Annotated in this window: 23 protein-coding genes and 1 pseudogene; 1 reads left to right on the forward strand and 23 read right to left on the reverse strand. The window is 42.5% G+C overall.

What is annotated here, in order from left to right; all coding sequences use genetic code 11:
- Positions 1–23 precede the first annotated feature (23 nt).
- The 8 genes and pseudogenes from ACSLGF_RS02625 to ACSLGF_RS02660 form a co-directional block, all read right to left on the reverse strand.
- Complete coding sequence (locus ACSLGF_RS02625; RefSeq protein ID WP_456002285.1) at positions 24–1,265, reverse strand: dihydrolipoamide acetyltransferase family protein; 1,242 nt, start codon at positions 1,263–1,265, stop codon at positions 24–26.
- A gap of 18 nt (positions 1,266–1,283) precedes the next feature.
- Positions 1,284–2,267 (reverse strand): alpha-ketoacid dehydrogenase subunit beta, encoded by a 984-nt coding sequence (locus ACSLGF_RS02630; RefSeq protein WP_456002288.1) that lies wholly within the window; start codon positions 2,265–2,267, stop codon positions 1,284–1,286.
- 12 nt (positions 2,268–2,279) lie between these two features.
- Positions 2,280–3,272 (reverse strand): thiamine pyrophosphate-dependent dehydrogenase E1 component subunit alpha, encoded by a 993-nt coding sequence (locus ACSLGF_RS02635; protein WP_456002290.1) that lies wholly within the window; start codon positions 3,270–3,272, stop codon positions 2,280–2,282.
- 17 nt (positions 3,273–3,289) lie between these two features.
- On the reverse strand, positions 3,290–4,714 hold the full coding sequence (lpdA, locus tag ACSLGF_RS02640) for a dihydrolipoyl dehydrogenase (RefSeq protein WP_456002292.1): 1,425 nt from the start codon (positions 4,712–4,714) through the stop codon (positions 3,290–3,292).
- A complete protein-coding gene (gene buk / locus ACSLGF_RS02645; protein WP_099726698.1) occupies positions 4,704–5,825 on the reverse strand; it encodes a butyrate kinase in 1,122 nt (373 codons plus the stop codon). The genes lpdA and buk overlap by 11 nt, the downstream gene beginning before the upstream one ends.
- A 33-nt stretch (positions 5,826–5,858) precedes the next feature.
- The gene (bcd, locus tag ACSLGF_RS02650) at positions 5,859–6,953 is read right to left on the reverse strand and encodes a branched-chain amino acid dehydrogenase (protein ID WP_249705708.1); all 1,095 of its coding nucleotides are present in this window, start codon (positions 6,951–6,953) and stop codon (positions 5,859–5,861) included.
- Between the two features lie 25 nt (positions 6,954–6,978).
- On the reverse strand, positions 6,979–7,872 hold the full coding sequence (yqiS, locus tag ACSLGF_RS02655) for a phosphate butyryltransferase (protein WP_456002295.1): 894 nt from the start codon (positions 7,870–7,872) through the stop codon (positions 6,979–6,981).
- Between the two features lie 126 nt (positions 7,873–7,998).
- Positions 7,999–9,768 (reverse strand): annotated as a pseudogene (locus tag ACSLGF_RS02660) (sigma 54-interacting transcriptional regulator); the annotation flags it as partial.
- Between the two features lie 449 nt (positions 9,769–10,217).
- Between ACSLGF_RS02660 and ACSLGF_RS02665 the strand changes: the two are divergent.
- On the forward strand, positions 10,218–10,454 hold the full coding sequence (locus tag ACSLGF_RS02665) for a DUF2627 domain-containing protein (protein WP_034319728.1): 237 nt from the start codon (positions 10,218–10,220) through the stop codon (positions 10,452–10,454).
- Between the two features lie 198 nt (positions 10,455–10,652).
- Here ACSLGF_RS02665 and ACSLGF_RS02670 read toward each other — a convergent pair whose 3' ends face one another.
- The 15 genes from ACSLGF_RS02670 to accC form a co-directional block, all read right to left on the reverse strand.
- Entirely contained in the window at positions 10,653–11,390 is a 738-nt protein-coding gene (locus ACSLGF_RS02670; protein WP_456002298.1) for a glycerophosphodiester phosphodiesterase, read from the reverse strand.
- A 225-nt stretch (positions 11,391–11,615) separates the two neighbouring features.
- Positions 11,616–12,716, reverse strand: a complete 1,101-nt coding sequence (locus ACSLGF_RS02675; RefSeq protein WP_456002301.1) for a response regulator aspartate phosphatase — start codon at positions 12,714–12,716, stop codon at positions 11,616–11,618.
- 446 nt (positions 12,717–13,162) lie between these two features.
- A complete protein-coding gene (spo0A, locus tag ACSLGF_RS02680; RefSeq protein ID WP_456002304.1) occupies positions 13,163–13,966 on the reverse strand; it encodes a sporulation transcription factor Spo0A in 804 nt (267 codons plus the stop codon).
- A 284-nt stretch (positions 13,967–14,250) separates the two neighbouring features.
- Positions 14,251–15,528: a SpoIVB peptidase gene (gene spoIVB / locus ACSLGF_RS02685; RefSeq protein WP_456002307.1), complete on the reverse strand. Its 1,278-nt coding sequence runs from the start codon at positions 15,526–15,528 to the stop codon at positions 14,251–14,253.
- A gap of 198 nt (positions 15,529–15,726) precedes the next feature.
- Positions 15,727–17,460 carry a DNA repair protein RecN gene (recN, locus tag ACSLGF_RS02690; RefSeq protein ID WP_456002310.1) on the reverse strand — a complete coding sequence of 578 codons (1,734 nt, stop codon included), beginning with the start codon at positions 17,458–17,460 and terminating at the stop codon, positions 15,727–15,729.
- A gap of 34 nt (positions 17,461–17,494) precedes the next feature.
- Complete coding sequence (ahrC, locus tag ACSLGF_RS02695; RefSeq protein WP_456002313.1) at positions 17,495–17,944, reverse strand: transcriptional regulator AhrC/ArgR; 450 nt, start codon at positions 17,942–17,944, stop codon at positions 17,495–17,497.
- 160 nt (positions 17,945–18,104) lie between these two features.
- A complete protein-coding gene (locus tag ACSLGF_RS02700; protein ID WP_456002316.1) occupies positions 18,105–18,959 on the reverse strand; it encodes a TlyA family RNA methyltransferase in 855 nt (284 codons plus the stop codon).
- A complete protein-coding gene (gene dxs, locus ACSLGF_RS02705) occupies positions 18,956–20,857 on the reverse strand; it encodes a 1-deoxy-D-xylulose-5-phosphate synthase (protein ID WP_456002319.1) in 1,902 nt (633 codons plus the stop codon). Before dxs ends, ACSLGF_RS02700 begins: the two co-directional genes overlap by 4 nt.
- 151 nt (positions 20,858–21,008) lie before the next feature.
- On the reverse strand, positions 21,009–21,908 hold the full coding sequence (locus ACSLGF_RS02710; RefSeq protein WP_456002322.1) for a polyprenyl synthetase family protein: 900 nt from the start codon (positions 21,906–21,908) through the stop codon (positions 21,009–21,011).
- Positions 21,892–22,152: an exodeoxyribonuclease VII small subunit gene (locus ACSLGF_RS02715; protein ID WP_003215880.1), complete on the reverse strand. Its 261-nt coding sequence runs from the start codon at positions 22,150–22,152 to the stop codon at positions 21,892–21,894. Before ACSLGF_RS02715 ends, ACSLGF_RS02710 begins: the two co-directional genes overlap by 17 nt.
- Complete coding sequence (xseA, locus tag ACSLGF_RS02720) at positions 22,149–23,495, reverse strand: exodeoxyribonuclease VII large subunit (RefSeq protein WP_456002325.1); 1,347 nt, start codon at positions 23,493–23,495, stop codon at positions 22,149–22,151. The genes ACSLGF_RS02715 and xseA overlap by 4 nt, the downstream gene beginning before the upstream one ends.
- A gap of 70 nt (positions 23,496–23,565) precedes the next feature.
- Positions 23,566–24,417 carry a bifunctional methylenetetrahydrofolate dehydrogenase/methenyltetrahydrofolate cyclohydrolase FolD gene (gene folD / locus ACSLGF_RS02725; protein WP_099726683.1) on the reverse strand — a complete coding sequence of 284 codons (852 nt, stop codon included), beginning with the start codon at positions 24,415–24,417 and terminating at the stop codon, positions 23,566–23,568.
- A gap of 11 nt (positions 24,418–24,428) precedes the next feature.
- Entirely contained in the window at positions 24,429–24,824 is a 396-nt protein-coding gene (gene nusB / locus ACSLGF_RS02730) for a transcription antitermination factor NusB (RefSeq protein ID WP_099726682.1), read from the reverse strand.
- A 208-nt stretch (positions 24,825–25,032) separates the two neighbouring features.
- On the reverse strand, positions 25,033–25,440 hold the full coding sequence (locus tag ACSLGF_RS02735) for an Asp23/Gls24 family envelope stress response protein (RefSeq protein ID WP_034319693.1): 408 nt from the start codon (positions 25,438–25,440) through the stop codon (positions 25,033–25,035).
- Between the two features lie 25 nt (positions 25,441–25,465).
- On the reverse strand, positions 25,466–26,815 hold the full coding sequence (gene accC, locus ACSLGF_RS02740) for an acetyl-CoA carboxylase biotin carboxylase subunit (RefSeq protein WP_456002328.1): 1,350 nt from the start codon (positions 26,813–26,815) through the stop codon (positions 25,466–25,468).
- Positions 26,816–26,818: the final 3 nt, after the last annotated feature.

The raw sequence follows: 26,818 nt of genomic DNA on the forward strand, positions 1-26,818 counted from the left end.
GGGAGGGGGAATTTAAATGGGTTTTAATAGACCGATGTCTGCTCGTCGATGCCTTCAAGGATTTGTTTAATTCTTTGAAGGAATCTGCCGCACACAAGACCATCAAGTACTCTGTGATCTAATGAGAGACAAAGGTTCACCATGTCTCTTGCCGCAATCATTCCACCCACAATCATTGGACGCTTCACGATCGATTCTACTTGTAAAATGGCCGCTTGCGGGTAATTAATGATTCCCATGGATTGTACCGAACCAAATGATCCCGTATTGTTTACGGTGAAGGTGCCGCCTTCCATGTCACTTTGCTTCAGCGTTCCTTGCCTTACCTTGGAAGCAAGCTCATGAATTTCTTTGGCGATGCCCTTAATGGTCTTTTCATCAGCATCCTTAATCACTGGAACAAAAAGAGCGTCATCTGTAGCGACAGCAATCGAAACATTGACCGCTTTCTTTTGAACAATTTTATCTCCAGCCCACATGCTGTTCATTTCAGGGAATTCCTTTAAGCCCTGAGCCACTGCTTTGACAAAGAATGCAAAGAACGTCAAATTAAAGCCTTCTTTTGCTTTAAATTGATCCTTTAGCTGATTTCTTCTTGTCACAAGGTTTGTCACATCAACTTCCATCATCGTCCATGCATGCGGAATTTCATGTTTGCTTCTCAGCATATTTGCTGCAATCGCCTGCCGGATCGGCGTGACGGGCAGCTCGACATCACCAGGCATTGAAGAGATGGAAGGAGCATCTTTTGCTTTTAACGGCTGCGCAGGCTCCGTTTGAACCGCTCCTTCACTGACAGGTGCTGCCTTTTCTTTTACGCCTCCATTTTCGATGAGCTGAAGCAAATCTTTTCTTGTGATTCGGCCGCCTGCTCCTGTTCCTTGAACAGCCGCTAAATCAATTCCATGCTCATCTGCTAAACGAAGGACTGCTGGAGAGTAACGCTTCTTTTGACTTTGATCCGCTTCAGGCGCTTCGCTTTGCCCAGGTGCCGCTTCTTCTTTTGCACTCTGCTGCGTGCTGCCTTCTACTTCAATTTCACAAAACACTTCTCCTACTTGAAGTGTATCTCCTTCCTCAGCCGATAGCTTTGTAATCGTTCCTGTAAAGGATGACGGGACCTCTGCGTTCACTTTATCCGTCATCACTTCCGCAATGGGATCGTATTTATTCACTTGATCGCCAGGTGAAACGAGCCATTTGCTAATGGTTCCTTCTGTTACACTTTCACCTAGCTGAGGCATTTTCATTTGTTCAATTGCCACTTGGAACCCTCCTCTTTCTTAAAACGCTGCTAGCTCTCTCATTTCAGCTTCTACCTTATCCGGATTGACCATGAAGAATTTCTCCATTGTCGGGGCATATGGCATTGGCGGGATATCAGGTCCTGCTAGACGTTTAATAGGTGCATCTAAATCAAATAAGCAATGCTCCGAAATGATCGCCGCAACCTCACTCATAATGCTTCCCTCTTTTGTATCTTCCGTTAAAAGAAGAACTTTGCCCGTTTTTGATGCCGCTTCAATAATCGCTTCCTGATCAAGCGGGTAAACTGTTCGCAAATCGAGAATATGAGCGGAAATTCCGTCTTTTGCAAGGCGGTCTGCTGCTTGCAGCGCAAAATGAACACATAGGCCATATGTAATGACCGTGATATCATCGCCTTCACGTTTCACATCTGCTTTTCCAATAGGAAGCGTATAATCCTCTTCAGGCACTTCTCCTTTAATGAGACGGTATGCACGTTTGTGTTCAAAGAACAATACAGGATCTGGATCACGCACTGCGGCCTTTAAAAGACCTTTTACATCATAAGGTGTAGAAGGCATCACAATCTTTAAGCCCGGCTGATTGGCAAAAATCGCTTCGACCGATTGTGAATGATAAAGCGCCCCATGAACACCGCCGCCATAAGGTGCACGGATGACCATTGGACAGCTCCAATCATTATTTGAGCGGTATCTAATTTTTGCAGCCTCAGAAATGATTTGGTTGATAGCAGGCATAATGAAATCCGCAAATTGCATCTCTGCAATCGGGCGCATTCCATACATCGCTGCCCCAATACCTACACCAGCAATGGCTGATTCTGCAAGTGGTGTATCCATCACGCGCGCTTCTCCAAATTGCTCGTAAAGACCCGCTGTCGCTTTAAATACGCCGCCTTTTTTCCCGACATCCTCTCCGAGCACAAACACTTTCGGGTCTCGCTGCATTTCTTCTTTCATCGCCAGTGTAATGGCGTCTATATATGACATAACAGACATTTTTCTTCCCCCTTACTCCGCATACACGTAACGAAGTGCGCTTTCTGCATCAGCATAAGCTGCGTTTTCCGCTTCATCAGTGGCTTCGTTTACGATTTGCATGATTTCTTTTGTCATCTCTTCTTTCATTTCAGAAGTCATGACGTTACCTTCGATTAAATACGTTTCATATTGGATGAGCGGGTCTTTTTTTCTCGCTTCGAGCACTTCTTCTTTTTCTCGATAGCTTGAATCATCGTCATCACTTGAATGCGCAGTTAAACGGTAAGAAATAGCTTCAATCAATGTCGGGCCTTCGCCTCTTGCCGCACGATCTCTCGCTTCTTTGACAGCTGCATATACTTCAAGCGGATCATTTCCATCTACGGTGATGCCAGGCATTCCGTACCCAATCGCACGATCTGAAATGCGTTCACATGCCACTTGTTTGTCATACGGAACGGAAATCGCGTACTTGTTGTTTTCACACATGAAAATAACAGGCAGCTTATGCACAGCAGCAAAGTTGGCTCCTTCGTGAAAATCGCCTTGGTTTGAAGAGCCTTCACCGAACGTGACAAAGCTGACAAAGTTTTTCTTCTCTAAACGTCCAGCAAGTGCGATCCCCACCGCATGAGGAACCTGCGTTGTGACAGGTGATGATCCGGTCACAATTCGGTTTGATTTTTGTCCAAAATGACCCGGCATCTGTCTTCCGCCTGAGTTTGGATCGTCTTTTTTTGCGAAACCAGACATCATTAAATCTTTCGCTGTCATTCCAAATGCCAGGACAATACCCATATCACGGTAGTAAGGTAATACATAATCTTCTTCTCTGTTGAGCGCAAAGGCTGCTCCGACTTGCTGCGCTTCCTGCCCTTGACAAGAAATCACGAATGGAATTTTCCCAGAACGGTTTAACAGCCACATCCGTTCATCGATTTTTCTTGCTAGCAGCATTGTTTTATATATGTCAATTGCTTGTTCATCTGATAATCCTAATTCCTGATGACGCATGTTACTCATCATGTTTCCCTCCTTGATTAAAAATGGATCGCCTTACCGTCAACAGCAAGTGCTGCCTCGCCAATCGCCTCTGACAAAGTTGGGTGCGGGTGAATCGTTTGTCCCACTTCCCACGGCGTTGCATCAAGTACTTTGGCTAATCCAGCTTCAGATATCATATCTGTTACATGAGGACCAATCATATGAATCCCTAAGATATCATCTGTTTTTTGATCAGCAATGATTTTGACAAACCCATCAGACTCCCCAAACACAAGTGCTTTTCCAATCGCCATGAAAGGGAATTTCCCAATCTTGACTTCATAGCCTTGCTCTTTTGCCGCCTGTTCAGTGAGTCCAACACTAGCGGTTTCTGGGTGAGAGTAAACACATTTAGACACGAGCGTTTCATCGAGCGGCTTCGGTTCTTTTCCGGCCATATGTTCCACGGCAATCATGCCTTCGTGTGAAGCCACATGTGCCAGCTGAAGCCCGCCAATGACATCTCCTATCGCGTAAATATGTGATTCCTTCGTTTGATAATGTTCATTCACGACAATGCCATGCTTTTCTGTTTGGATCTCCGTATTTTCGAGCCCTATGCCTTCAATATTTGGTACTCGGCCGACTGAAAGAAGGAGTTTTTCCGCTTCAAACGACTGAATGTCTCCGTCCTTTTCCGCTTGAATCTTGACGAGATTCTCTTGCTTTTCTACTGTATCGGGCAGTACCTTCGCATTTGTGACAAAGGTGATACCTTTTTTAGATAAAAGCTTTTCCATTTCTTTAGAAATGTCTTGATCTTCTGTTGGCAAAATGCGATCTGCATACTCGATTACAGTGACTTTCACCCCAAAATCATTCAGCATGGATGCCCACTCGATCCCGATCACCCCGCCGCCGACAATCAGCATCGACTGAGGCAGCTCTTGCAGTTCAAGTGCATCATCTGATGTGAGAATATGCGTTCCGTCTGCTTCAAGCCCAGGCAGCACGCGCGGTCTTGAACCTGTCGCAATGATGACCTGCTTTGGAATCAGCATTTCATTTTCATCCCCATTCGCCATTTCTACAGAGATGGTTCCTGGCATTGGCGAAAAGATAGATGGGCCAAGTATACGACCAAGCCCTTCGTATACATCAATTTTTCCTTGCTTCATTAAGTGTTTAACGCCGCCTGCTAGTTTTTCTACAATCTCTGCTTTTCTTTTCTGCACATTTGCAAATTGTAAGGTGATACCACTTGCCTCCACGCCGAAATCGGCCGCACGTTTGACCGTTTGATAGACTTCTGCACTTCTGAGCAGCGCTTTAGACGGAATACAGCCTTTATGAAGACATGTTCCTCCAAGCTGTGATTTTTCTACGACTGCTGTTTTCAATCCAAGCTGTGAGGCACGGATGGCCGCTACATATCCGCCTGTGCCTCCACCAAGAATGACGAGGTCATATTCAGTTGCCATGACTTGTCACTCCTTTCTTTGTCCTTTGATCATTTGGGTATTCTTTCGGTGATTCTTCTTCTTTTAAAATACGAAGTGCACCTTCTGCTAAGGATTGCAATTCGTTTTCACCTGGATAGACAACGACATCTGAAATCCAGTCAATGTACCCTCTAATACTTGACGTAATTTGTTTGCTGTACGCAAGGCCGCCTGTTAACACAATGACGTCAACTGCTCCTTTTAAAACCGCACTAGCTGCACCAATTTCCTTTGCGATTTGATAGCACATCGCTTCATAAATGAGCGCTGCACGTTCATCTCCTGCTTCAATGATGCGCTCTACTTTGACAGCATCTGTCGTGCCGAGATAGCCCGCAAGACCACCTTCACCAATAATGCGCTTGAGCATTTCCTCTTGCGAGTATTCACCAGAAAAGCAAAGGTTGACGAGGTCACCTGTTGGAAGCGTACCTGCCCGCTCTGGGCTAAAAGGGCCTTCGCCATGAAGCCCGTTATTGACATCAATGACCTTTCCTTTTTCATGTACACCAATTGTGATACCGCCGCCCATATGCGTAATGATCATGTTCAAATCTTCGTAACGCTTTCCAAAAGAAGCGGCTGTTTTTCTTGCGACCGCTTTTTGATTCAAGGCATGAAAAATGCTTTTTCGCTCAATCGTTGGCAGCCCTGAAATACGAGCAATCGGCTTTAGTTCATCCACTACAACTGGATCGACAATAAAAGCTGGGATATTCAGGCCGAGTGCAATTTCTCGTGCAATGATACCGCCTAGGTTGGACGCATGCTGTCCGGCATACCCTGCTTTTAGGTCCTCGACCATTTGCTCATTTACTTCATATGTGCCTCCTTCAATTGGGCGAAGAAGACCGCCGCGGGCACAAACTGCATCAAACTTTGAGATGTTCATCCCCTGTTCATGCAGGGTTTTCAGAATTGTTTCCTTACGAAATGAAAATTGATCAATGATATGAGGAAACTGCTTTAATTCCTCATCTGTATGTCTGAGTGTCGTTTCAAAGATGGACCGTTCATTATGAAACACACCGATTTTTGTTGAAGTAGAGCCAGGATTAATCGTGAGAATACGCCATTCTTTTGTTTGCAAAAACAAAACCTCCGTTTCAACTCATTCTTCAAATTAGCGACGACTTAAAATATGCTGACCATTTTGCAAGAATTGACTTCTTGATTTGCGCATTCTTTCAATTCGCTCTTCAGCCAATCGGTCTGCCGCTTTATAGGTTGGAATGGCATCACGGTTTGAAATTTCAATGACACGCTCAATATTTTGGTAAATGCCTTCGACTTTTTTCATTGCACGATCAGCATTATAACCGTAAAGCTCATCAGCAACGTTAATCACACCACCTGCATTGATGACATAATCAGGTGCATACACAATGCCCATTTCATGAATAAGATCCCCGTGATGAGTTTCTCTTAGCTGGTTATTCGCTGCACCTGCAATGACTTTTGCCTTTAGTTTAGGAATCGTCATATCGTTAATGGTTGCACCTAGTGCACACGGCGCATAAATATCACATGCTTGATCATAAATATCGTCAGGGTCTACAGCTTTTGCACCGAAGTCTTCTACCGCTCGCTGAACAGAGTCTTTGTTGATATCTGTCACAATCAGCTGTGCGCCTTCTTCATGTAGATGTTTACACAGATTGTAGGCCACATTTCCAACACCTTGGACGGCAATCGTTTTTCCTTCTAATGAATCCGTCCCGAATGCAGCTTTTGCAGCTGCTTTCATCCCTTTATATACACCGTAAGCTGTGACAGGAGATGGGTTCCCGGAAGAACCAAACGCAGGAGAGATGCCTGTAACAAAGTCTGTTTCTTCATGGATAAGATCCATATCTTCTACAGTTGTACCGACATCTTCAGCTGTGATATAGCGGCCATTCAGCCCTTGAATGTAACGTCCAAACGCACGGAACATTTCTTCATTCTTGTCTTTTCTCGGATCACCGATGATGACTGTTTTCCCGCCGCCAAGATTAAGCCCTGCTGCCGCATTTTTATAAGTCATCCCTCTTGCTAGACGCAAAGCATCTTCGATGGCTGCTTCTTCGTTTTCATACGTCCACATTCTCGTTCCGCCTAGTGCTGGCCCAAGTGTTGTATCATGAATGGCGATAATGGCTTTTAAGCCCGACTGCTCATCCTGACAAAATACAAGCTGTTCATAATCGTATCGTTCCATATATTTAAAAAGTTCCATTGTCTATTCCTCCTAATACTTCCGCTTAATTTGATGTACAGATGGCAAGTGCAATTGAATAGAGCTTACTTTCGGCTGAATCAGACCGGCTTGTTAAAGCGATCGGCGCCTTCGCTCCTGCCACTACAGCCCCAACCTTTGCATGTGCAAAGTAGATGAGAGATTTATAAAGAATGTTGCCTGCTTCAATTGTTGGCACAAGCAAAATATCTGCATGGCCAGCGACATCACTCGTAATATTTTTATGAGAAGCCGCCGTTTGAGAAATGGCGTTATCTAAAGCAAGCGGCCCATCAATGAGACAGCCAGAAATTTGACCTCTTCGATTCATTTGGGCAAGACTTGCAGCAGTCAGCGTCGAATCCATTGCTGGGTTGACTACCTCTACCGCAGATAACACCGCAACCTTTGGCATGTCGTTTCCGACAGCATGTGCTACTTGAACAGAATTGATCGTAATTTCTTTCAGCATATTTAAATCCGGCGCGATGTTCATCGCAGAATCTGTTACATAGATAAAACGGTCGAAGCCTGGCACTTCGAATGCCGCGACATGTGATAGGACACTCGCTGTTCGAAGTCCGTACTCTTTATTCAGTACCGCTTTTAAAAGGACTGCTGTCGGGACATTCCCTTTCATCAAAATATCTGCATGCTTCTCACTCACTGCCTGTACGGCAATTTTGGCAGATTCTTCGGGTGAATCAGAATGAATAATATCTATCCAGTCTTCATTGATTTCATGCTGTTTGACTAGCTCCTTCAGGTTACTTTTGTTCCCAACTAGCAGGAAGCGAGCGACCTTTCGTTCAATTGCCATATTGATGGCATGAAGCACTTCTTTGTCTTCTGCATGAGCCACAGCCGCTGTTTTATTCTGCAGCTGCGAGGCTTTGATAATCAGATCGTCCAGCTTCATACATGCCCACCTTTCCTTGTGCTCGGTTCATCTTTTCTTTATGCAAGTTCCGTGCCAGCTTGAAACGCGAGGAAAATGAACCATTCCCCGATAAATGCGTGCATTTTTTTGCAGGCAACATGCATGTTATTGCATGCTATCTTTTGCAAGCTGATATTTATCCATTTTATAGTAAAGGTTTCGAATGCTGATCCCTAACGTTTTCGCTGTTTTGGTACGATTGAATTGATGCTTTTCAAGGGTTTGTTTAATTAGCTGCGCTTCAAATGCTTCAACGGCGTCCGAAAGCGTCTCACCCTCAAATTGGCTGACAGCAAGTTCCTGCTCTTTTTCTTCATGCTTTTCCGATTCCATGAATGCAATATGCCCTTCATCAATCCATTCTTCTTGCGGGTTCAAAAAGATCATAGCTCGTCCAAGCACATTTTCAAGCTCTCTCACGTTGCCAGGCCAGCTGTATGAACGAAGTCTATTGAGTGCATGTTCTGTTAAACCACTCACATTCCGTCCATAGTCTAAATTGATCTTCTGGATGAGACGCTTGCTTAATGAGTCAATATCTTCAAGACGCTGCCTGAGCGGGGGGATGGAGATCGGGTATCTGTTCATCCGATAATATAAATCCTCTCTGAACTTCCCTTCCGCCATCGCTTTTTCAATATTGACATTTGTTGCCGTGATCACACGCACATCCACCGGTATGGCTTTTGTTCCGCCTACTCTCACAATTTCTTTCTCCTGCATGACGCGAAGTAATTTCACTTGAGTACTTGGGGACATTTCACCAATTTCGTCTAAAAAGATGCTGCCGTGATTCGCTTCTTCAAATAGCCCTTTTTTCCCGCCGCGCCTTGCACCAGAAAACGCTCCTTCCTCGTAGCCAAAAAGCTCTGACTCTAAAAGGGTCTCCGATAAGGCCGCACAGTTAACCCGTACGAAGCGGTTATATTTCCGGTCACTTTCATTGTGAATGGCGTGCGCAAACAGCTCTTTCCCAGTACCTGATTCTCCTCGGAGTAAAATGGTAGCCGGTGTTTTTGCACCTAGCTTTGCCTGCTCAAGTGCCACAAGCATTTGCTCACTTTCTCCAATAATGTCTTCAAACGTGTACTTGGCCTCTAGTGTCCGGATAAGCTGCCTTGCTTTATTTAATTCATTTGTGAGTGATTGAATTTCTGATACGTCGTGAATGACCCCGACACTGCCCTTGAGGATGCCATCAACGATGACTGGCGCTACGTTGACGATCACATCTTTTTTGTTTGGTCCGACTTTCATTCTGACGCCTCGAACAGGTCTTCTTGTTTCAAGAACCTTCAAGTGCATGCTTTCTCCTTCAGAAATATCTGCACCTGCTGGTTTACCCACAACCTCTTTGTCCGTTAAACCCGTCATTTTCGTATAAGCACGGTTAATTAAAATTCCTTTTCCTTGCTCATCGACAACCGATATGGCTTCATCTGATGATTGAATGATGGCCTCAAGCATCGTTCGCACTTCTTTGAGGTTTGTTACTTCCTCTGCAAGCTCAACCGCATCTGTAATATCTTTAAAGATGGATAAAGCGCCGAGCATTCTCCCTGCGTCATCAATAATCGGCAGACGCGTAGTAACAATTTGAATTTGCTGATTCAAAAATTGTTTTTGGTTAAATTCTGGCTCTCTTGACCTTAAAATGTCGGGAAGCTTTGTATTTGGAATCACTTCTCGAATGTGACGACCAATTGCATCTTTTTGTGAACGTCCAACCATTTTGGCAGCCGATCGATTAAATAGGACCACTTCTTCATCCATATTAATAAACATCATGCCATCATTTGTTGCATTGAAAATGCGGTCATGTTTATAGGTTTGTTCCTTTAGTATTTGAATAAGCTGCTGCTTTTCTGACATTAATTCCGATATGACGTATGCCATCGAACTTGGAACAATGACAGCATGCTCTGGTTTTTTTTCAATCAGTTCCTTTAACACAGCAGAACGGCCTGTTGTTTCAATAATGATATCAATGTCATCTTTTATGTATTCTTTCCAATCCGTTGTCGTATCAATTCCATTCTTTTTCGCTTCTACCATCCCCGGCGCCCCAAGATCAAGGTCAGCGATCGCGATGATTTGAATCATATTTGTTTTTAGCAATGTTTCAAGCAATGCTGATCCACCCTGTCCTGCACCGACAATCAAGACTCTCTGCATCCCGTTACCCCTTTGTATGAAAAAATTTGCACACCATATTTTTCCGTTGCAAAAAATTGCACAACTCTTATATTACCACGTTTTCCTTTCTTGACAAAATATTTTTTGAATTAGACAATGGAAATAAATGACGATTAAGGGGACATTTGATGGGGAGAATACTTGCATTAGTGATTATTTTAATACCTGGCGCCTTTGCAGCACTTGGGATTAAGCTGCTGCGTGACACTGTTTTTGGCATCATCATTGCACCATTTCCATTTTTATGGCTGCAAGGAATTGCAGGGTTGTTATTTTTAGGGGGAGGTCTTTATGTTGTAGCTGGGTTTATTTTATATAGAGACCGTAAACGTAATAAAGTGACTGCTCGCTTTAAGCAAAGATAAGCATAAAAAAAGACCTGCTAAAGAAAGCAGATCTCAGATAGTTGACAAAGGGCTAAAATGATCTTTAATTTAGTCCTTTGTCTCTTTTTTCCGTGATAGAAAGCCCTTGAGACGAGTACCGGAACGAATTTGTCATTCGTAGCACTGAAACGCAGGACTGATGTCTACACGGTGAGACCTGCTGATGATTGCAGGTCTTTATTTCATTTCTTCTCTTATTTTCACGGCTCTGTCAGGAAAATCAGTGAAAATCCCATCGACACCTAAGGAGAACATTTTTTGCATCTGCTGCTCACTGTTTACGGTAAACGGCCTCATCACTTGATGAGCCGCACGGAGAGCTGATACGACCTCTTTTGTCACCCCAGCACCCTTAATATTTGGATGGTATCCCCTTGCAGGTATTGTTTTTAAGTACATCTCGGGCTGATGAATCACATCCATCGTAAGTACCGCAAGTTCAATTTGCGGCATCAGCTTGTGGAAAAGAGCTAAACTGCCGTGATGAAAGGATGAGACAAGTACACGATCCTCAATTTGAAAGTGTTCAATTTGCTCTTTTACTTTCTCTTCGATACCTGGATATCGATAAATGGAGTTTTTCAGCTCAATATTGATGATCAATGATGATTGCTGCGCAACTAGCTCCAATACTTCCTCTAAAAGGGGAATGGACACAGCGCCTGTTTCTTCATAGAAAGAATGACTCGCATCTCCTGCTTTTAACTCTTCATATGTATGATCTTTCACTAAACCTTTCATATCCGTCGTTCGGTTCAGCTTCTCATCGTGAATGACAGCCAGTCTGCCGTCTTTGGTCAGCTGAACATCAAGCTCAATACCGTCAGCTCCAGAATGGAGTGCATGCTCAAAGGCTATCATGGTGTTTTCAGGATAGATTCCTTTAAAGCCTCTGTGTGCGAAAATTTTCGTCATATGTCACCTCTAAATATGTTGCTTACCTTCATTATGACGGGTCTTTTTCAGTTTTTCCAGTTTGGACACATAAAAAACCTCTTCTTTTAAGTGCGAAGAGGTTGAAAGATAAATTCGATCACGTAATCGCTCTGATGGCTTGCTCTGTCATCTCTGCGTCGAGAGCAAAAAGGGAAGAAACAACTGCGACTGCTGTAACGACTGTTACACCTAACAACAACTTTTTCATAAGATAACCTCCACTTTCTTTTGAAGTATTTGTGCATCGAATTTCTTTTCAAGAAAACGAATGGCATTTTGATAGTCATTTCGTTCCTTGAAGTATTTCGATATTTGTTCAGACAAATCCTCAAGCTCCACATATAATCTATTTTTTTCTATGTAGTCTAATTTTTCAGAGAATACGTCTGCTGCTCCACTATTTTCGCACATCAAATCTAAAATTTCAAATTTTACTATATATTCATTATTTTGGATATCACAGCTATACTGAATGCCCTCTTTGATATATTCTTTCGCCTCTTGATCTCCTTGATGAACTAAGGCATTTGCCAGAACATATAAAGATTGGATGTAATAATGGCTATTGTCGCGGTGAATTTGAATGCCCATCCCTTTTTTGGCGTATTGTGCGCTTTTTTCATAATCAGGCTTTGCATAATAAAGGACCGCTAAATTGTGATAGCATTTCCCAATCAGCACTTCATTGTTAATGCGCTTACTTTTCTCAAGTGCTTCTTTATATTTTTTCTCTGCTTCTTCAAATTGGAACAAATCAATACAATTGCTGGCATGTAAAATTAAGCTGTCAATCGCCTGAGCTGTATATTCTTCATGCGCTTTGAACGTATCGATGGCTTTTTTAATATGATTAATGGAAATGAAATTTTGTTTCAGTTCGTAATAGATAGAAGCGACCTTATGGTGAAAAGTTCCCACTTCCAGATCTTCATTTACACGTTTTAGGCGCTGTTCTGCAATTTTGTAAAAACTGATGGCTTCATCATACTTCTTTACATATGCGGCGTATTGGCCTTTGTAAAAGTAAAAATAAAAATTAATAATGTCATCTGCTTTCTCATCCAGCGTTCCGACAGTTTTCATAATTTGATTGGCTTTTTCAATATTTCCAAGTAACATTTCATGTCTGCCGTCAACAAGCTGATAATAAAGGAGAACTTCGCGGTCTTCATCTGTATTTTTTAGCAAATTCAGAATTTTCTCTTTATAGACAGCAGATTTTTCTAGGTCATTCTGAGAAATGACCCTCGTCCACTTGCTAATTTCGTTCGCTACCTCAGCAGAGTGGATTTTCAGCTTTCCCATAACCTCACCCTCTTCTTTTCATTATTATAGCATAGTAAAAGAATGTGAAAATTATTAAATTCGACAAGGGGAATATTCAGTTCAAATGGCACAATCTCTAAGAAGCCAGTGACTTTAAAACGCCAACCAATCAGGTCAATAGAAATAGAACTTTCGATCTCATTTGCTTTATTTACCAATTCCATAAGACCTTTTCCTCTCATCCTTTTTCTTACGAATGAGCGTTTTCTTCTTCTACATCGATAGATTGGCGTAGCTGATTACCACTACTTTATGTCATATTGATTTCTTTCATGCTTTATTTTTCATTTTATTCTGAAAATAAAGCAGCCCATTTGTCCAATTTAAACATTAAGATGATTTTATCAATACAACCATTTTTTAACAATCTTTTTCAAAAATAAAAAAACGCCTCAATGAAGAAACGTTTTTTCATCTAAAATGAACTAGCTTGCTCTATGCTCTAAACGCAGACGATCAGCCACCATGGCAATAAATTCTGAATTGGTCGGTTTGGCTTTTGACATGCTGACTGTATAACCAAAGAGTGATGAAATGGAATCAATGTTTCCTCTGCTCCAAGCGACTTCAATGGCATGACGAATTGCTCGTTCCACCCTGCTGGCTGTCGTGTTAAATTTCTTCGCAATGTCTGGATACAATACTTTTGTGATGCTTCCGAGAAGCTCAATATCATTGTACACCATAGAAATCGCTTCTCTTAAGTATAAATACCCTTTAATATGAGCTGGCACGCCAATTTCATGAATAATCGTCGTAATGCTCGCATCTAAGTTTTTACGTTTCGGTTCAGGTTTGTTACGAAGGATACTGTTTTGGATAGATGAAGATCGATGGGTAACTTGTGTGCCGTTTCCACTGACTTGACGAATATGACCTACTAGGTTTTCCATATCAAATGGCTTTAAAATGAAATAGGATGCGCCCAAATCGACTGCTTTTTTCGTTACATCTTCTTGTCCGAATGCCGTTAGCATAATCACACTTGGCTGCTTGGTCATATCAGAGTTTTCACGGAGTCGTTCCAGTACAGCAAGACCGTCTAAATGAGGCATGATAATATCTAAGAGGAGAACGTCGGGCTCTTTATCTTTAAATAATGTCAGACATTCCTGACCATTATACGCCACGCCAAGTACTTCCATATCTTCCTGTCCCTCAATATACTCTGTCAAAAGGCCAACAAGCTCTCGATTATCATCAGCTACACACACTTTAATTTTCTCCACGTTCTTTCCTCCCCAATGTCGATTCCTTTAGTCTTTTGCATTTCTCTTCTGAGTGTTCAATTCGACAAAACCATGCTATCCCCTTTAAAAAACTTTAATTTTCCGAATAATAGAGCATTATCTAGCTTTTTCTACGTTTTTCTTAACGAATCGACGATTATTGCAATTTGACAACATACTATTTTCCATTTTGTCGAAAAATCTCTTTTTCCTTATTTTATAACATGATGTCAGAGAAAGAAAGGGTAGAAAAAAACTGCCGGAAGATTCGCGGCAGTTTGTGATCAGCTTGCTTTTTTGTTTTTTTGATAAAGATCGATTCCTGCTTCTGACAGCATCCATTCAATGTGTACGCCGTATCCGCTTGTCGGGTCATTGACGAATACGTGTGTGACAGCTCCAATGACTTTGCCATTTTGGATGATGGGGCTTCCGCTCATTCCTTGTACAATTCCGCCTGTTTTGTTTAATAATCGTTCATCTGTTATCTTCAGTACCATCCCTTTTGTGGCCGGGAATTTCTGCGGTGTTGTGCTGACGATTTTGATATCAAACTTCTCCACTTTATCATGGTCCACAACGGTTAAGATCTCTGCTGGACCTTCTTTTACTTCATTTGATAAAGCGACTGGAAGTGGTTTGTCCACTACATGATTTTCGAGCTTTTCGGTTAATGTACCAAATATACCGAATGGACTATTGCGCGAGATATCACCTATCGTTTTTCGCTCGGAAGAAAACCTCGCCAGTTTTTCTCCAGGATTGCCTCCTGTGCCTTTTTCAATCGATGTTACGGTTGATCTGACAATTTCACCATTGTCGACAACGATTGGTTTTTTTGTATCCATGTCAGAAATCACATGCCCAAGGGCACCATATTTTTTAGAAGATGGTTCAAAGAAGGTCATCGTTCCGATTCCTGCTGCGGAATCACGAATGTAAAGACCAATTCGATAGGTGCCTTCACTTGCATCTTTTGCGGGTGTTAATGTTGTTTGAAAGGTTTTATGATCTCTTTTTATGAGTAAATGAAGTGTTTCCCCCGTTTTCCCTGCTTTCTGGATAAATGGGGTGAGGTCATTCATTTTCTCCATCTTTTGACCATTTATTTCCATGATCATATCCCCTGATTGAATGCCTGCGGCTTCACCTGGCGATTTTTTGCCGTCTGCTGTTGTGATTTGATGAAAACCTACAACGAGAACTCCGACAGAGTGGAGCTTGACGCCAATGGATTGTCCTCCAGGAATGACTTTTAATTCAGGGAGAACATCGACTTTTGTTTTCTTAATAGGAAATCCTTTAAAATCATAAACAATTTCGGCTTTCCCCGCCTTTTGTCCGGTTACTTCAAGCTGATTGTTTTTCTCTGAAAGACTAAAGGCTGGTGAAGAAGTATTGGCTGAGGCTTCAATCGATGTCTCAATTGAGTGCTTTTCTTTTTCAAATACAGCAACATTTGTTGGAATGCTGATATATTCCTTCACTATGCTCATAAACCCTGTACTTATTAAAGAAACAAGGAGAATCACACCAATGGCTTTTCTCATTTTTTCGGGCATTCATTTTTCACTCTCCTCGCTCCTTACCCACACCAGAACACTAATGTTTTGGCTACATCTATACTTTTGCCTTCTTCGCGAGGATTTATAACTGGCACATGTAGAAAATGATTGGATAAATTGATAAAAGAAAAAGACGATTTCATGCGTATATACAGCGAATTTTAGACAACATAAAAAAGGCAGCTGGTCATTCAGCTACCCTGTCGTTTTGACATCATTTGCTTGGTGCAATAATTCTTTTGCATGCTGTTTTGTCAGCTCAGTGACTTCCACACCTGCAATCATCCGGCCAATTTCACTCACTTTTTCTTCATGACTTAATGGTTTGACATTCGTTAGTGTTCTGCCGGCTTTAGAGCGTTTAGAAATGAAAAGATGGGTGTCAGCCATTGCAGCTACTTGGGGCAGATGTGTGATGCAGAGTACTTGTGATCCTGCCGCTACTTTATAAATTTTTTCGGCAATGGCCTGTGCGACCCTGCCGCTGACGCCTGTATCAACCTCATCGAAAATAATGGATGTGACTTCTTGTTTGGCTGAGAAAATACTCTTCACTGCCAGCATGACACGTGAAATTTCTCCACCGGAGGCTACTTTTGATAAAGATTTCATCGGTTCGCCTGTATTTGTAGAAATGACAAATTGCGCTTGGTCTATTCCATTTTTTCCAAGCTGGACGGGCTTTCCGTCTAAAAGGGGGCTGTCCGTGCTGCCAAAGGGCGCATAGCGAATGGCAAAAGCCGTATCAAAGGATGACTTCTCCATATACAAATCCTTTAACTCTGCTTGGATTTGCTTCGCTAGCTTCTTGGCCCATTTTTTGCGGAGCTCTGAAACGTTGAGTGCTTCCAGCAGTGCATCGCGGCTCATCGCATCCAGTTTGTTTTTGAGCGTTTGCAGGTGGCTGTCTCGATTTTGGATTTGATCTATTTCTTCTTCAATCTTAGCCGCATACTCCAAGATTTCTTCAACCGTTGCGCCATACTTTCGCTTTAACTGCTTCATTTCATTCAGCCTAGACTCAATAAAATCAAGACGCGCCGGGTCGAATTCTAACTGATCCAGCATGCTGCGCATTTGGAAGGTAGAATCCTCTAATAAGTAATAGGAGTTCGAAACTTGCTCAGAAAGCTTTTTCAGATCATCATTGATCTCAGAAACCTGCTCTAGCTCGCTTGAAGCCATCCCAACCCAATCAAGCCCTCCTTGCTCATTGCGCAGGGCGTTATACGCGTTTTGAAGCGAGGAATAAATTTTTTCGTAGTTGCTGATTTGATGACGTTCTTCCTGAAGCTTCTCATCTTCTCCCGGCTCTAATTGGGCCGCTTCAATCTCTTCCAGCTGAAATTGCAGTAAGTCTAAACGGTGCACCATCTCCTGCTCATTTTCTGACAGCTGTTTTAGCTTTTGAGCGGTCTTGATATATTGATCATACGCTTCATGGTATTGTGATAAAGCTGGTGCAATTTCTTCTGCTCCAAATTGATCAAGCAAATGCAGATGGTTTTCATCCTCCATCAATAGCTGATTATCGTGCTGTCCATGTATATCGAGCAAAAGCCTTCCTACTTCTCTCAGAAGAGAGATCGTGACAAGCTTACCATTAATGCGGCAGATGCTTTTCCCGCTTTGATTCATATCACGGCGAAGAATCATCATTTCATCCGATGCATCAATTCCTTGCTCTTCGCATAGGGCAAATACAGGATGATTTTCCGGCACAAGAAAAAGCCCTTCCAGCTCTGCTTTTTTTTCACCGTAACGAACAAATTCAGATGATCCTCTTCCCCCGACAAGAAGTGAGACAGCGTCAATCATGATAGATTTTCCGGCACCTGTTTCCCCTGTTAGAACCGTGAGTCCTTTTTCAAATGAAACCGTTAACTCTTCAATGATTGCAAAGTTTTTAATGGTTAGTTCTGCTAACACTCATTTGACACCTCTTTTTGTAAACCTGATCTCTTTATAAAAGCTCTAAAATTTTGGTCGAAACTGTATCCGTATCATCTGGTGTGCGGCAAATAATCAAAATGGTATCATCTCCGCAAATGGTTCCCATAATTTCTTCCCAATCTAAATTATCCATTAAAGCACCGATGGCCTGAGCATTACCTGGCATTGTTTTCAGGACGATTAAATGGCTGGCAGCATCCATCTTAATAAATGCATCCATTAGGGAACGCTTCAGTTTTGACAGCGGGTTAAACCGCTGATCCGCAGGAAGGCTGTATTTATACGTTCCATTGTTCGTCGGTACTTTCACTAAATGTAACTCTTTAATATCTCTTGATACAGTCGCCTGTGTGATGTTATAACCATCGGATTTCAACATATCGACTAATTCATCTTGTGTTTCTATCTCTTGGCTTGCTATGATTTCTCTAATCTTAATATGCCTCTGACCTTTATTCATTTTGACCCCCTAGGCGTTTGATTCTCATTTGTCTTTACGTTCTATGTTATATGATGCACACTTCAAAAAACAAGCATTACGTGAGAAACTGTCGATTCTCGTCTTTTGTCCATGTAAAAAGGAATAATAGCGAGCTATTATTCCTTTTGTTTGAATGATCTCATGTGTCAGCCGGCTCAGGACTGTTTTTCTTTTCTTTCAATATGGAATGGGCTTCCTTGACCACTTTCTCAAGTTCAGAAGCCGGAAGTGCCGCATTCTCCTCTTGATCAGGATGAAGCACCAAATGAAGCAGGAATTCAATATTCCCATCTCCACCAGTGATTGGTGAAAAAGAAACATCCTTTACGTCATAGCCTTCTTTTGCAGCAAATTGATTCATTTCTTCTAGCACACCGAGGTGGACAGATGGATCACGCACGATGCCTTTTTTTCCGACAAGCTCTCTGCCTGCTTCAAATTGGGGCTTGACAAGCGCGATACAGTCACCGCCTGGGACAAGAATATGCTTTAAAGCCGGAAGAATGAGTTTGAGTGAAATAAAAGATACATCAATCGAGGCAACCTCTGGCAATCCTTCAGTAAAATCAGCTGGGACAGAATGGCGGAAATTGGTGCGTTCCATCACGATCACTCGGTCATCCTGCCTTAATTTCCACGCAAGCTGATTGTAGCCAACGTCAACAGCGTATGATTTGACCGCTCCATTTTGGAGTGCACAATCTGTGAATCCGCCTGTTGATGAGCCGATATCGATCAGCAATTTCCCTTCAACTGTTAAGTCAAATTCTTTTAGCGCTTTTTCAAGTTTTAACCCGCCGCGGCTCACATATTTCAAAGGATTCCCTTTCACAGTGAGCGGTGTATCACGAGCGATTTTCTCTCCTGGTTTATCTAAACGGTTCTCATTTGAGTAAACAATCCCTGCCATGATGGCACGCTTTGCTTTCTCTCTCGTTTCCATTAGTCCTTGTTCGACTAATAAAACGTCAAGTCGTTCTTTCTTTGATGTCATGATCCAATTCCTTTTCTTGGTGCTGCGGGAAGCAGGGTACGTAAAGCCTCAGCGACCTGCGCTTTCGTCAGACCAATTTCTTCAAGCAGGGCATCGACACTTCCATGCTCAATAAATTCATCTGGAATGCCCATACGTTCTACCTTTATATGTGACGCTTTCTTGTCGTGTATATATTCTAATACGCTGCTTCCAAATCCACCTTGGAGAACAGCTTCTTCAATCGTTAAAATCGGAATGTCTTCAGACAGTATTTCATTTAGCATCTCTTCATCAAGGGGCTTAATGAAACGAGCATTGACGACACGAATCGATTTCCCTTCTTTTTGCAGTTCCTCTGCTGCTTGCAGCGCCATTTTAATGGTCGTACCGAATGTTAAAATCACGGCATCCTTCCCTGGACGAAGAACTTCCCAGGAGCCAATCGGAATGGTTTTCAGCTGTTCATCCATTTTGACGCCAAGTCCATTTCCGCGCGGGAAGCGCATCGCAATAGGACCGTCATCATAATGAATGGCTGTATTGACCATGTGCTGTCCTTCATTTTCATCCTTTGGCATCATCAGGACCATATTCGGCATATGGCGCATGAAGGCAATATCAAACACACCTTGATGCGTTTCTCCATCTGCACCGACAAGGCCCGCACGGTCAATTCCGATAAACACATTGAGGTTCTGACGGCAAATGTCATGCAGCACTTGATCATAGGCTCTTTGAAGGAAGGTTGAGTAAATTGCTAAGAACGGCTTCATATCCTGCGTTGCAAGTCCAGCCGCCATTGTGGCTGCATGCTGCTCTGCAATCCCTACATCAAACATTCGCTCTGGAAATTCCTTTGCAAACCCTTCAAGTTTTGAGCCAACAGGCATCGCAGGCGTAATGGCGACAATTCGTTCATCTTCCCGCGCCAGCTTTCTGACGGTTTCACTGACTAGACCACTCCATGACGGAGCCGCTGCTGTCGGTTTCACAAAATCACCTGTATCGATTTTGTATGGACCTGTGCCGTGCCAAGTTCCGATTTTATCAGATTCTGCCGGCTGATAGCCTTTTCCTTTTTTCGTGATGACATGCAGGAGAACAGGACCTTTCGTTTTCTTTGCATATTCAAGATTTTCAAAAAGATCTTCATAGGAATGTCCATCTACAGGACCTAAGTAGGTGAAGCCCATTTCCTCAAAGAACATGCCAGACACAAGTAAATATTTCAGGCTGTCTTTAATACGCTCTGCTGTTGCAGCAAGTTTCCCGCCTACGGCTGGAATGCGCTTGAATAAGTATTCGAGCTCGTCCTTTACCCATTGATATTTACCAGCTGTGCGCAGTCTGCCAAGCATTGTGTGAATGGCACCGACGTTTGGTGCAATACTCATTTCATTGTCGTTTAATATGACAATCATGTCTTTCTTTTCATCACCGATATGATTCAGCGCTTCTAACGCCATACCGCCGGTTAACGCACCATCTCCGATAATCGGAAGAATATATTCATCTGTTCCTTTGATATCCCGCGCTGCCGCCATACCCATCGCGCCAGATAATGAGGTTGAACTGTGACCCGTCTCCCATACATCATGTTCACTTTCATTTCGTTTAGGAAAACCGCAAAGTCCTTTATATTGACGAAGTGTATCAAACTCCGCACCTCTCCCAGTTAACAGCTTGTGAACGTAAGACTGATGTCCAACATCCCAAAGGAATTTGTCTTTCGGGCTGTCAAATACTTTGTGAAGTGCAACAGTGAGTTCAACGACACCTAGGTTCGGACCGATGTGCCCGCCAGAGTTAGCTAATGACTCAATTAAAAACATGCGAATGTCAGCACTAAGCTCCTCTAATTCTGCATTTGACATTCCTTTTAGAAACGTTGGATTTTTTATTGATAAAAGATCCAATCAGGATCAACTCGCTTTCAACAAAATTTCTACATACATATATAATGCCTTATTCCTATGAAAACCCATGAAGGAATAAGAGTTGTCTCATCATAATAAACTGTTTACAGTTTACCACAATTGCTCGAGGACCCTCAAATCTAGGCTGTTTTTAATGATCTCTTGAGGCAATCAGATCACATAAATCATGCAACAATTGCTGCTCTAACTTAAGATTTGAGACAATTTCTTTTGCACGTGTGATGTGTTCATTTAGTTTTTCTTTTGCGCCTGAAAGCGTTAATAAAGAAGGATATGTTGACTTTTCATTTGCTGTATCGGAGCCGACCCGTTTTCCTATCTTTTCTTCGCTTCCTTCGAGATCTAAAATATCATCACGGATTTGAAAAGCAATGCCAATATGATAGCTGAATTCTCTCAAGTTTTCGATATCGTCATCAGGTGCACCTGCCAGCATCGCACCTGCTGCCACGCTGAAGGTCAGAAGCTTTCCTGTTTTCCGGGCGTGAATGGATTCTAATTCAGCAAGAGGTATTTGTTGTTTTTGCTCTGCTTTCATATCATCAAATTGACCGCCAACCATTCCAAGCGCACCTGCTGATTTCACAAGTTCATCTATGATTCTGAGCTTTTGATCAGCGGATACATTGTCAGATAGTTGCGATGTAATCAGGCGGAAGCTTTCGGTTAAAAGCGCATCGCCTGCAAGAACTGCTGTTGCTTCCCCGTATACTTTATGGTTGGTCGGCTTTCCTCTGCGAAGGTCATCATCGTCCATGCAAGGAAGGTCGTCGTGTATCAATGAATACGTATGAATCATTTCTACTGCACAGCCAACAGGTATGCCATCTTCTTCGTTTTTTCCGTAGGCATGTAATAGGGCAAGAACGAGAACAGGACGAAGCCTTTTCCCGCCCGCTTTAAGAGAGTAAAGCATAGAAGATTTTAATTGTTCTGGAATCATCAATTCCTGAACATATGTAAATAAATAATCTTCGATTGCCTGTTTTCGTGTTGTCAAAAAATTATTTAAATTACTTGTCACCAGCATCTGCCTCCTTTACTGAAAAAGGAGCCAGCTCACCGTCCTCTTTTAAAATGAAATCCATTTGCTTTTCAACATGCTGTAATTTTTCATGACAAAGCTTTGAAAGTGTCATGCCTTCTTGGAAATAATGGATGGCTTGCTCAAGCGGTACATCTCCCTCTTCGAGCTTCCCAACAATCTCTTCAAGGCCTTTCATGGCCTCTTCAAATGTCATTTGTTCTTCTTTTTGTTTATTTGATTCTGTCATGATGATTGTCCCTCCTTCTCAATAACCTCACAAATAAGACGCCCATCCTTCATTGTAATGGTTAGCTGATCCTTCGTATCTACTTGGTTCACACTTTTAATCAGTTCATCTTCTTTATAGGCTAAACTGTAGCCTCTTTCCATCACTTGAAGCGGATTTAATGCATTTAGTTTACCAAGAACAGATTGGAACTGCGAATGAATTGTTTTCATTTGCACATTCATACTGCGGATGAGTTGATCTGTTTCATTAGCGTGACGTTTTTTCGCCTGAAGCAGCTGCTCTTTTGGATGAAGCGGCTTCAGTCTGTATGTCTGGCGGTCAAGTTGACTGCGTTTTTGATCAATTTGTCTCGTCAGCTGTTTTTGAAAACGGTCAAATACCATATCGAATTGCTGCTCTTTTTGCTCTTGTAATCGCTTTGGAAAACGGAAGGCATAAGAGGATTGAAGCGCCACAAGGCGGTCTTTCGCTTGTGAAGTTCGATTCTTTACGGCCCTTGTTAACCGAATGTCGATCGATTTGATTCGTTCAATTAAATCGGCTGTGCTTGGAACAGCTAGCTCGGCTGCTCCTGTTGGTGTGGGTGCTCTCATGTCTGCAGTAAAATCACTGATCGTAAAGTCCGTTTCGTGCCCAACTGCAGAAATGATTGGAATGTCTGATGCGAAGATCGCTCTTGCGACTGCTTCTTCATTAAAGGCCCAAAGTTCTTCAATCGAACCTCCTCCTCTTCCGACAATCAAGACATCGCAGATCTGTTTTTCATTTGCTTCTTTGATCCGCTCAACGATTGAACGGGTGGCATTTTCACCTTGGACTAACGCCGGAAGCACAATGATCTTGGCCTGCTGATAGCGCCGGTTGATGGTTGTAATGACATCTCGAACAGCAGCTCCTGTTGGGGATGTAATCACACCAACGACTTCTGGATATTCAGGAATTGGTTTTTTATAGCGCGCATCAAATAAGCCTTCACTTGCTAGCTTTTTCTTCAGCTCTTCATAAGCAAGATGAAGAGCACCAACACCATCAGGCTGCATTTCTTTTGCATATAATTGATAGTTGCCGCTTGGTTCATATACTTGAATCCCGCCGCGTACAAACACTTTCATCCCGCTCTTTGGTGAAAAAGGAAGCTTGGAAGCGGAGCGCTGGAACATGACAGCTTGCATGCGTGCGTTTTCATCTTTCAAGGTGAAGTAAACATGACCTCTTGAATGAATCTTCACATTGGATAACTCACCTTTGATCCAAATATCTTCTAAGTGAGGGTCCACATCAAATTTTCTTTTTATGTATTTTGTAAGGGCTGTGACCGTCACAAAGGCTTTTTCACTCATGACGTATTCCTCCTCTTCAAAAACGCACATTCATCCACCGGCAGCATGCAGGTGGATGAATGGATAAAGCTTATGCTAATGTACGTTTTGCTGATTTAACCGTATTATGTGCAAGCATCGTAATCGTCATTGGACCGACTCCGCCAGGGACTGGTGTGATATAAGAAGCTTTTTCTTTCGCCTCTTCAAAATCAACATCTCCTACAAGTTTCCCAGTATCTAAACGATTGACTCCTACATCGATGACAATAGCGCCTTCTTTAATTTGGTCAGCTTTAATAAAGTTTGCTCGACCGACGGCAACAACTAAAATGTCCGCTTTTAACGTATGTTCTGAAATATTCGCCGTTCTTGAATGACAGTATGTGACGGTTGCATGTTCGTTTAACAGTAATTGTCCAACTGGTTTGCCGACAATATTGCTTCGCCCTACAACAACCACTTCTTTTCCAGAAAGATTGACACCTGTTTTGTTTAGCAATTCAACAATACCTGCTGGTGTACAAGGAAGGAATGTATCTTCCCCTAGTAGCATTTTCCCGATATTTAACGGATGAAAACCATCTACATCTTTCTCTGGTGAAATACGTTCAATGACGGCTTTTTCAGAAATGTGTTTCGGCAGTGGAAGTTGAACAAGAATCCCGTGGAATTGATCGTTCGCATTGTACTGATCAATCAGCTGAAGCAATTCCTCTTCTGTTAAAGAAGCATCTAAATGATCAAGTTGAAAGTGCATGCCCATTGCTTCTGCCGCTTTTTTCTTCCCGCGTACGTAAGAAAGTGACGCCGGATCATCACCGATTAGAATAACGGCAAGACCAGGTGTGACTCCTTTTTGTTTTAGCTCTTCTACTTCTTTTGCTAATTGTTCACGCTTTTCTTTTGCTGTTTCTTTCCCATCGATGATTGTTGCTGTCATGTCGAATCCTCCTATTGCTGCTTTAGGTCGTTTTTAATGTTTGAAAGTACACCATTTACAAATTTCGGTGCTTTATCATCACCGAATAATTTGGCCAGTTCAATGGCTTCATTCATTGAAACACTAGCCGGGATGTCATCTTGATACACCATCTCGTACACAGACAGCCTTAAAATGGCTCTGTCTACGTTCGCAATACGATCGAGTTTCCAATTCACAAGGTGCTGCGAGATCATGTCATCGAGCTTGTCCTTTTGTTCAAGCACACCGAAAACCAGTTCCTCGAAAAAAGGATCTGATTCTTGTTCATCCAGCGCATGTGTAATGGCCTCTTTCGGATCAATATTGCTGACATCAATTTGAAATAATGTTTGTAGCGCCTTTTCTCTTGCAGTTCTTCTTTTCATTATTTACTCCTTTAACCACTTTATCCGCTTGTCGTTAAGCCATACAGAGATCATAACATATTTTGACCGTGGTCGCACCAAGATCCATGCGGGCTGTGGCGAAAAACGAATAAATCAACACGTGACGTAATCAATATTCGGACTTACCCAAAAATGGGCTTTAAAAAACCAAAGAGGCGATGCCTCCTTGGTTTCACTTGAACCCTTTTTACACTTCTTGATCTACTTCAGCCTCAGGTGCTTTTGTATCAAATTGAATGCCAACGACATGAATGTTGATTTCATTAATCGTTAAGGCAGTCATGTTCAAAAGGGTTTGACGGATATTTTCTTGAACAGCAGTGGATACCTTTGGAATGGATAGGCCAAATTCAACCACACAATACACATCAATTGTGATGCCTTCATCAGAGACATCTACTTTTACACCTTTACGGTGATTTTTCTTACCAAAGCGTTCTGCTACATCAGCAGCGAAATTGCCGCGCATTTCGGCAATTCCTTCGACCTCTGAAGCAGCGATCCCAGCAATGACTTCAATCACTTCTGGCGCAATTTGCACTTTTCCCAATTGATCTTCATCAAGGTTCATCTCAAGCAAATTGTTTTCTGACACGATCATTCACCTCCGAAAGCTGTTATTATTTCATGATTTGATACGTTTCTAAAAACTTCGTATTAAAATTACCACTCACAAATGTTTCATGCTCGAGCAATCTGAGATGGAATGGAATCGTTGTGTAGACTCCTTCAATGACGAATTCTTGAAGCGCACGTTTCATTTTCGCAATCGCTTCTTCTCTCGTCTTACCATACGTGATCACTTTTGCAATCATGCTATCGTAATATGGTGGAATCACATAGCCCGGATAAGCCGCAGAATCAACACGTACACCTAGACCGCCTGGCGGAAGATACATTTTAATTTCACCAGCTGAGGGCATGAAGTTTTTCTCTGGGTTCTCTGCGTTAATACGGCATTCAATCGCCCAGCCTGCATATACAACATCCTCCTGGGTTAGAGAAAGCTTCTCACCTGATGCAACCATGATTTGTTCTTTGATCAAGTCAACGCCTGTGACCATTTCCGTAACAGGATGCTCTACTTGAATGCGAGTATTCATTTCCATGAAGTAGAACTTCTCTTCATTATAATCATAAATGAACTCAACCGTTCCAGCGCCTGTGTATTCAACAGCTTCTGCTGCTTTCACAGCTGCTTCACCCATTTGCTCACGGATGTCTGCATTCAGTGCTGGTGATGGTGTTTCTTCAAGAAGCTTTTGCATTCTTCTTTGGATTGAGCAATCACGCTCTCCTAAGTGAATCGTATTCCCATGCTTGTCTGCAAGCACTTGGATTTCCACGTGTCTAAAGTCTTCAATGAATTTCTCCAAATAGACGCCTGGGTTACCAAAGTTTTGTGCTGCTTCCTGCTGCGTGATTTTGACACCGTTAATGAGCTCTTCTTCAGTACGAGCTACGCGGATCCCTTTACCACCGCCGCCTGCAGTTGCTTTAATAATAACAGGATACCCAATGCTTGCTGCTGTTGAAACGGCATTATCAAGATCTTTAACAATTCCTTGAGAACCAGGGACAATCGGAACTCCTGCCTGCTTCATTGTTTCTCTTGCGACATCTTTCGTTCCCATTTTGGAAATCGCTGACGCCGTTGGTCCAACAAAGATAACATTACATTCCTCGCAAAGCTCTGCGAAGTCTGCATTTTCAGCAAGGAAGCCGTATCCTGGATGGATGGCATCTGTACCTGTTAGTTTTGCTACACTGACTATGTTTGTGACATTTAAATAACTATCTTTTGAAGCAGTCGGTCCGATGCAATATGCTTCATCAGCCATTTGAACATGCAGCGCATCGCGATCCGCTTCAGAAAATACCGCAACTGTTTCAATTCCCAGCTCTTTGCAAGCGCGAATGATTCTAACTGCGATTTCTCCTCTGTTTGCAATTAATAGCTTTTTAATCATGAT

The sequence above is a fragment of the Bacillus sp. A015 genome (assembly GCF_053851875.1).

Bases quoted from the DNA above. Each gene is read 5' to 3' on its own strand.
- ACSLGF_RS02675 (WP_456002301.1), bottom strand. From the start codon at position 12,716: ATGGGAAAGCTGAAAATCCACTCTGCTGAGGTAGCGAACGAAATTAGC.
- folD (WP_099726683.1), bottom strand. From the start codon at position 24,417: ATGACAGCAACAATCATCGATGGGAAAGAAACAGCAAAAGAAAAGCGT.
- nusB (WP_099726682.1), bottom strand. From the start codon at position 24,824: ATGAAAAGAAGAACTGCAAGAGAAAAGGCGCTACAAACATTATTTCAA.
- ahrC (WP_456002313.1), bottom strand. From the start codon at position 17,944: ATGAATAAAGGTCAGAGGCATATTAAGATTAGAGAAATCATAGCAAGC.
- ACSLGF_RS02710 (WP_456002322.1), bottom strand. From the start codon at position 21,908: ATGCTGGTGACAAGTAATTTAAATAATTTTTTGACAACACGAAAACAG.
- xseA (WP_456002325.1), bottom strand. From the start codon at position 23,495: ATGAGTGAAAAAGCCTTTGTGACGGTCACAGCCCTTACAAAATACATA.
- ACSLGF_RS02715 (WP_003215880.1), bottom strand. From the start codon at position 22,152: ATGACAGAATCAAATAAACAAAAAGAAGAACAAATGACATTTGAAGAG.
- spoIVB (WP_456002307.1), bottom strand. From the start codon at position 15,528: ATGCCCGAAAAAATGAGAAAAGCCATTGGTGTGATTCTCCTTGTTTCT.
- ACSLGF_RS02670 (WP_456002298.1), bottom strand. From the start codon at position 11,390: ATGACGAAAATTTTCGCACACAGAGGCTTTAAAGGAATCTATCCTGAA.
- ACSLGF_RS02635 (WP_456002290.1), bottom strand. From the start codon at position 3,272: ATGAGTAACATGCGTCATCAGGAATTAGGATTATCAGATGAACAAGCA.
- ACSLGF_RS02665 (WP_034319728.1), top strand. From the start codon at position 10,218: ATGGGGAGAATACTTGCATTAGTGATTATTTTAATACCTGGCGCCTTT.
- yqiS (WP_456002295.1), bottom strand. From the start codon at position 7,872: ATGAAGCTGGACGATCTGATTATCAAAGCCTCGCAGCTGCAGAATAAA.
- ACSLGF_RS02630 (WP_456002288.1), bottom strand. From the start codon at position 2,267: ATGTCTGTTATGTCATATATAGACGCCATTACACTGGCGATGAAAGAA.
- accC (WP_456002328.1), bottom strand. From the start codon at position 26,815: ATGATTAAAAAGCTATTAATTGCAAACAGAGGAGAAATCGCAGTTAGA.
- ACSLGF_RS02700 (WP_456002316.1), bottom strand. From the start codon at position 18,959: ATGACATCAAAGAAAGAACGACTTGACGTTTTATTAGTCGAACAAGGA.
- bcd (WP_249705708.1), bottom strand. From the start codon at position 6,953: ATGGAACTTTTTAAATATATGGAACGATACGATTATGAACAGCTTGTA.
- lpdA (WP_456002292.1), bottom strand. From the start codon at position 4,714: ATGGCAACTGAATATGACCTCGTCATTCTTGGTGGAGGCACAGGCGGA.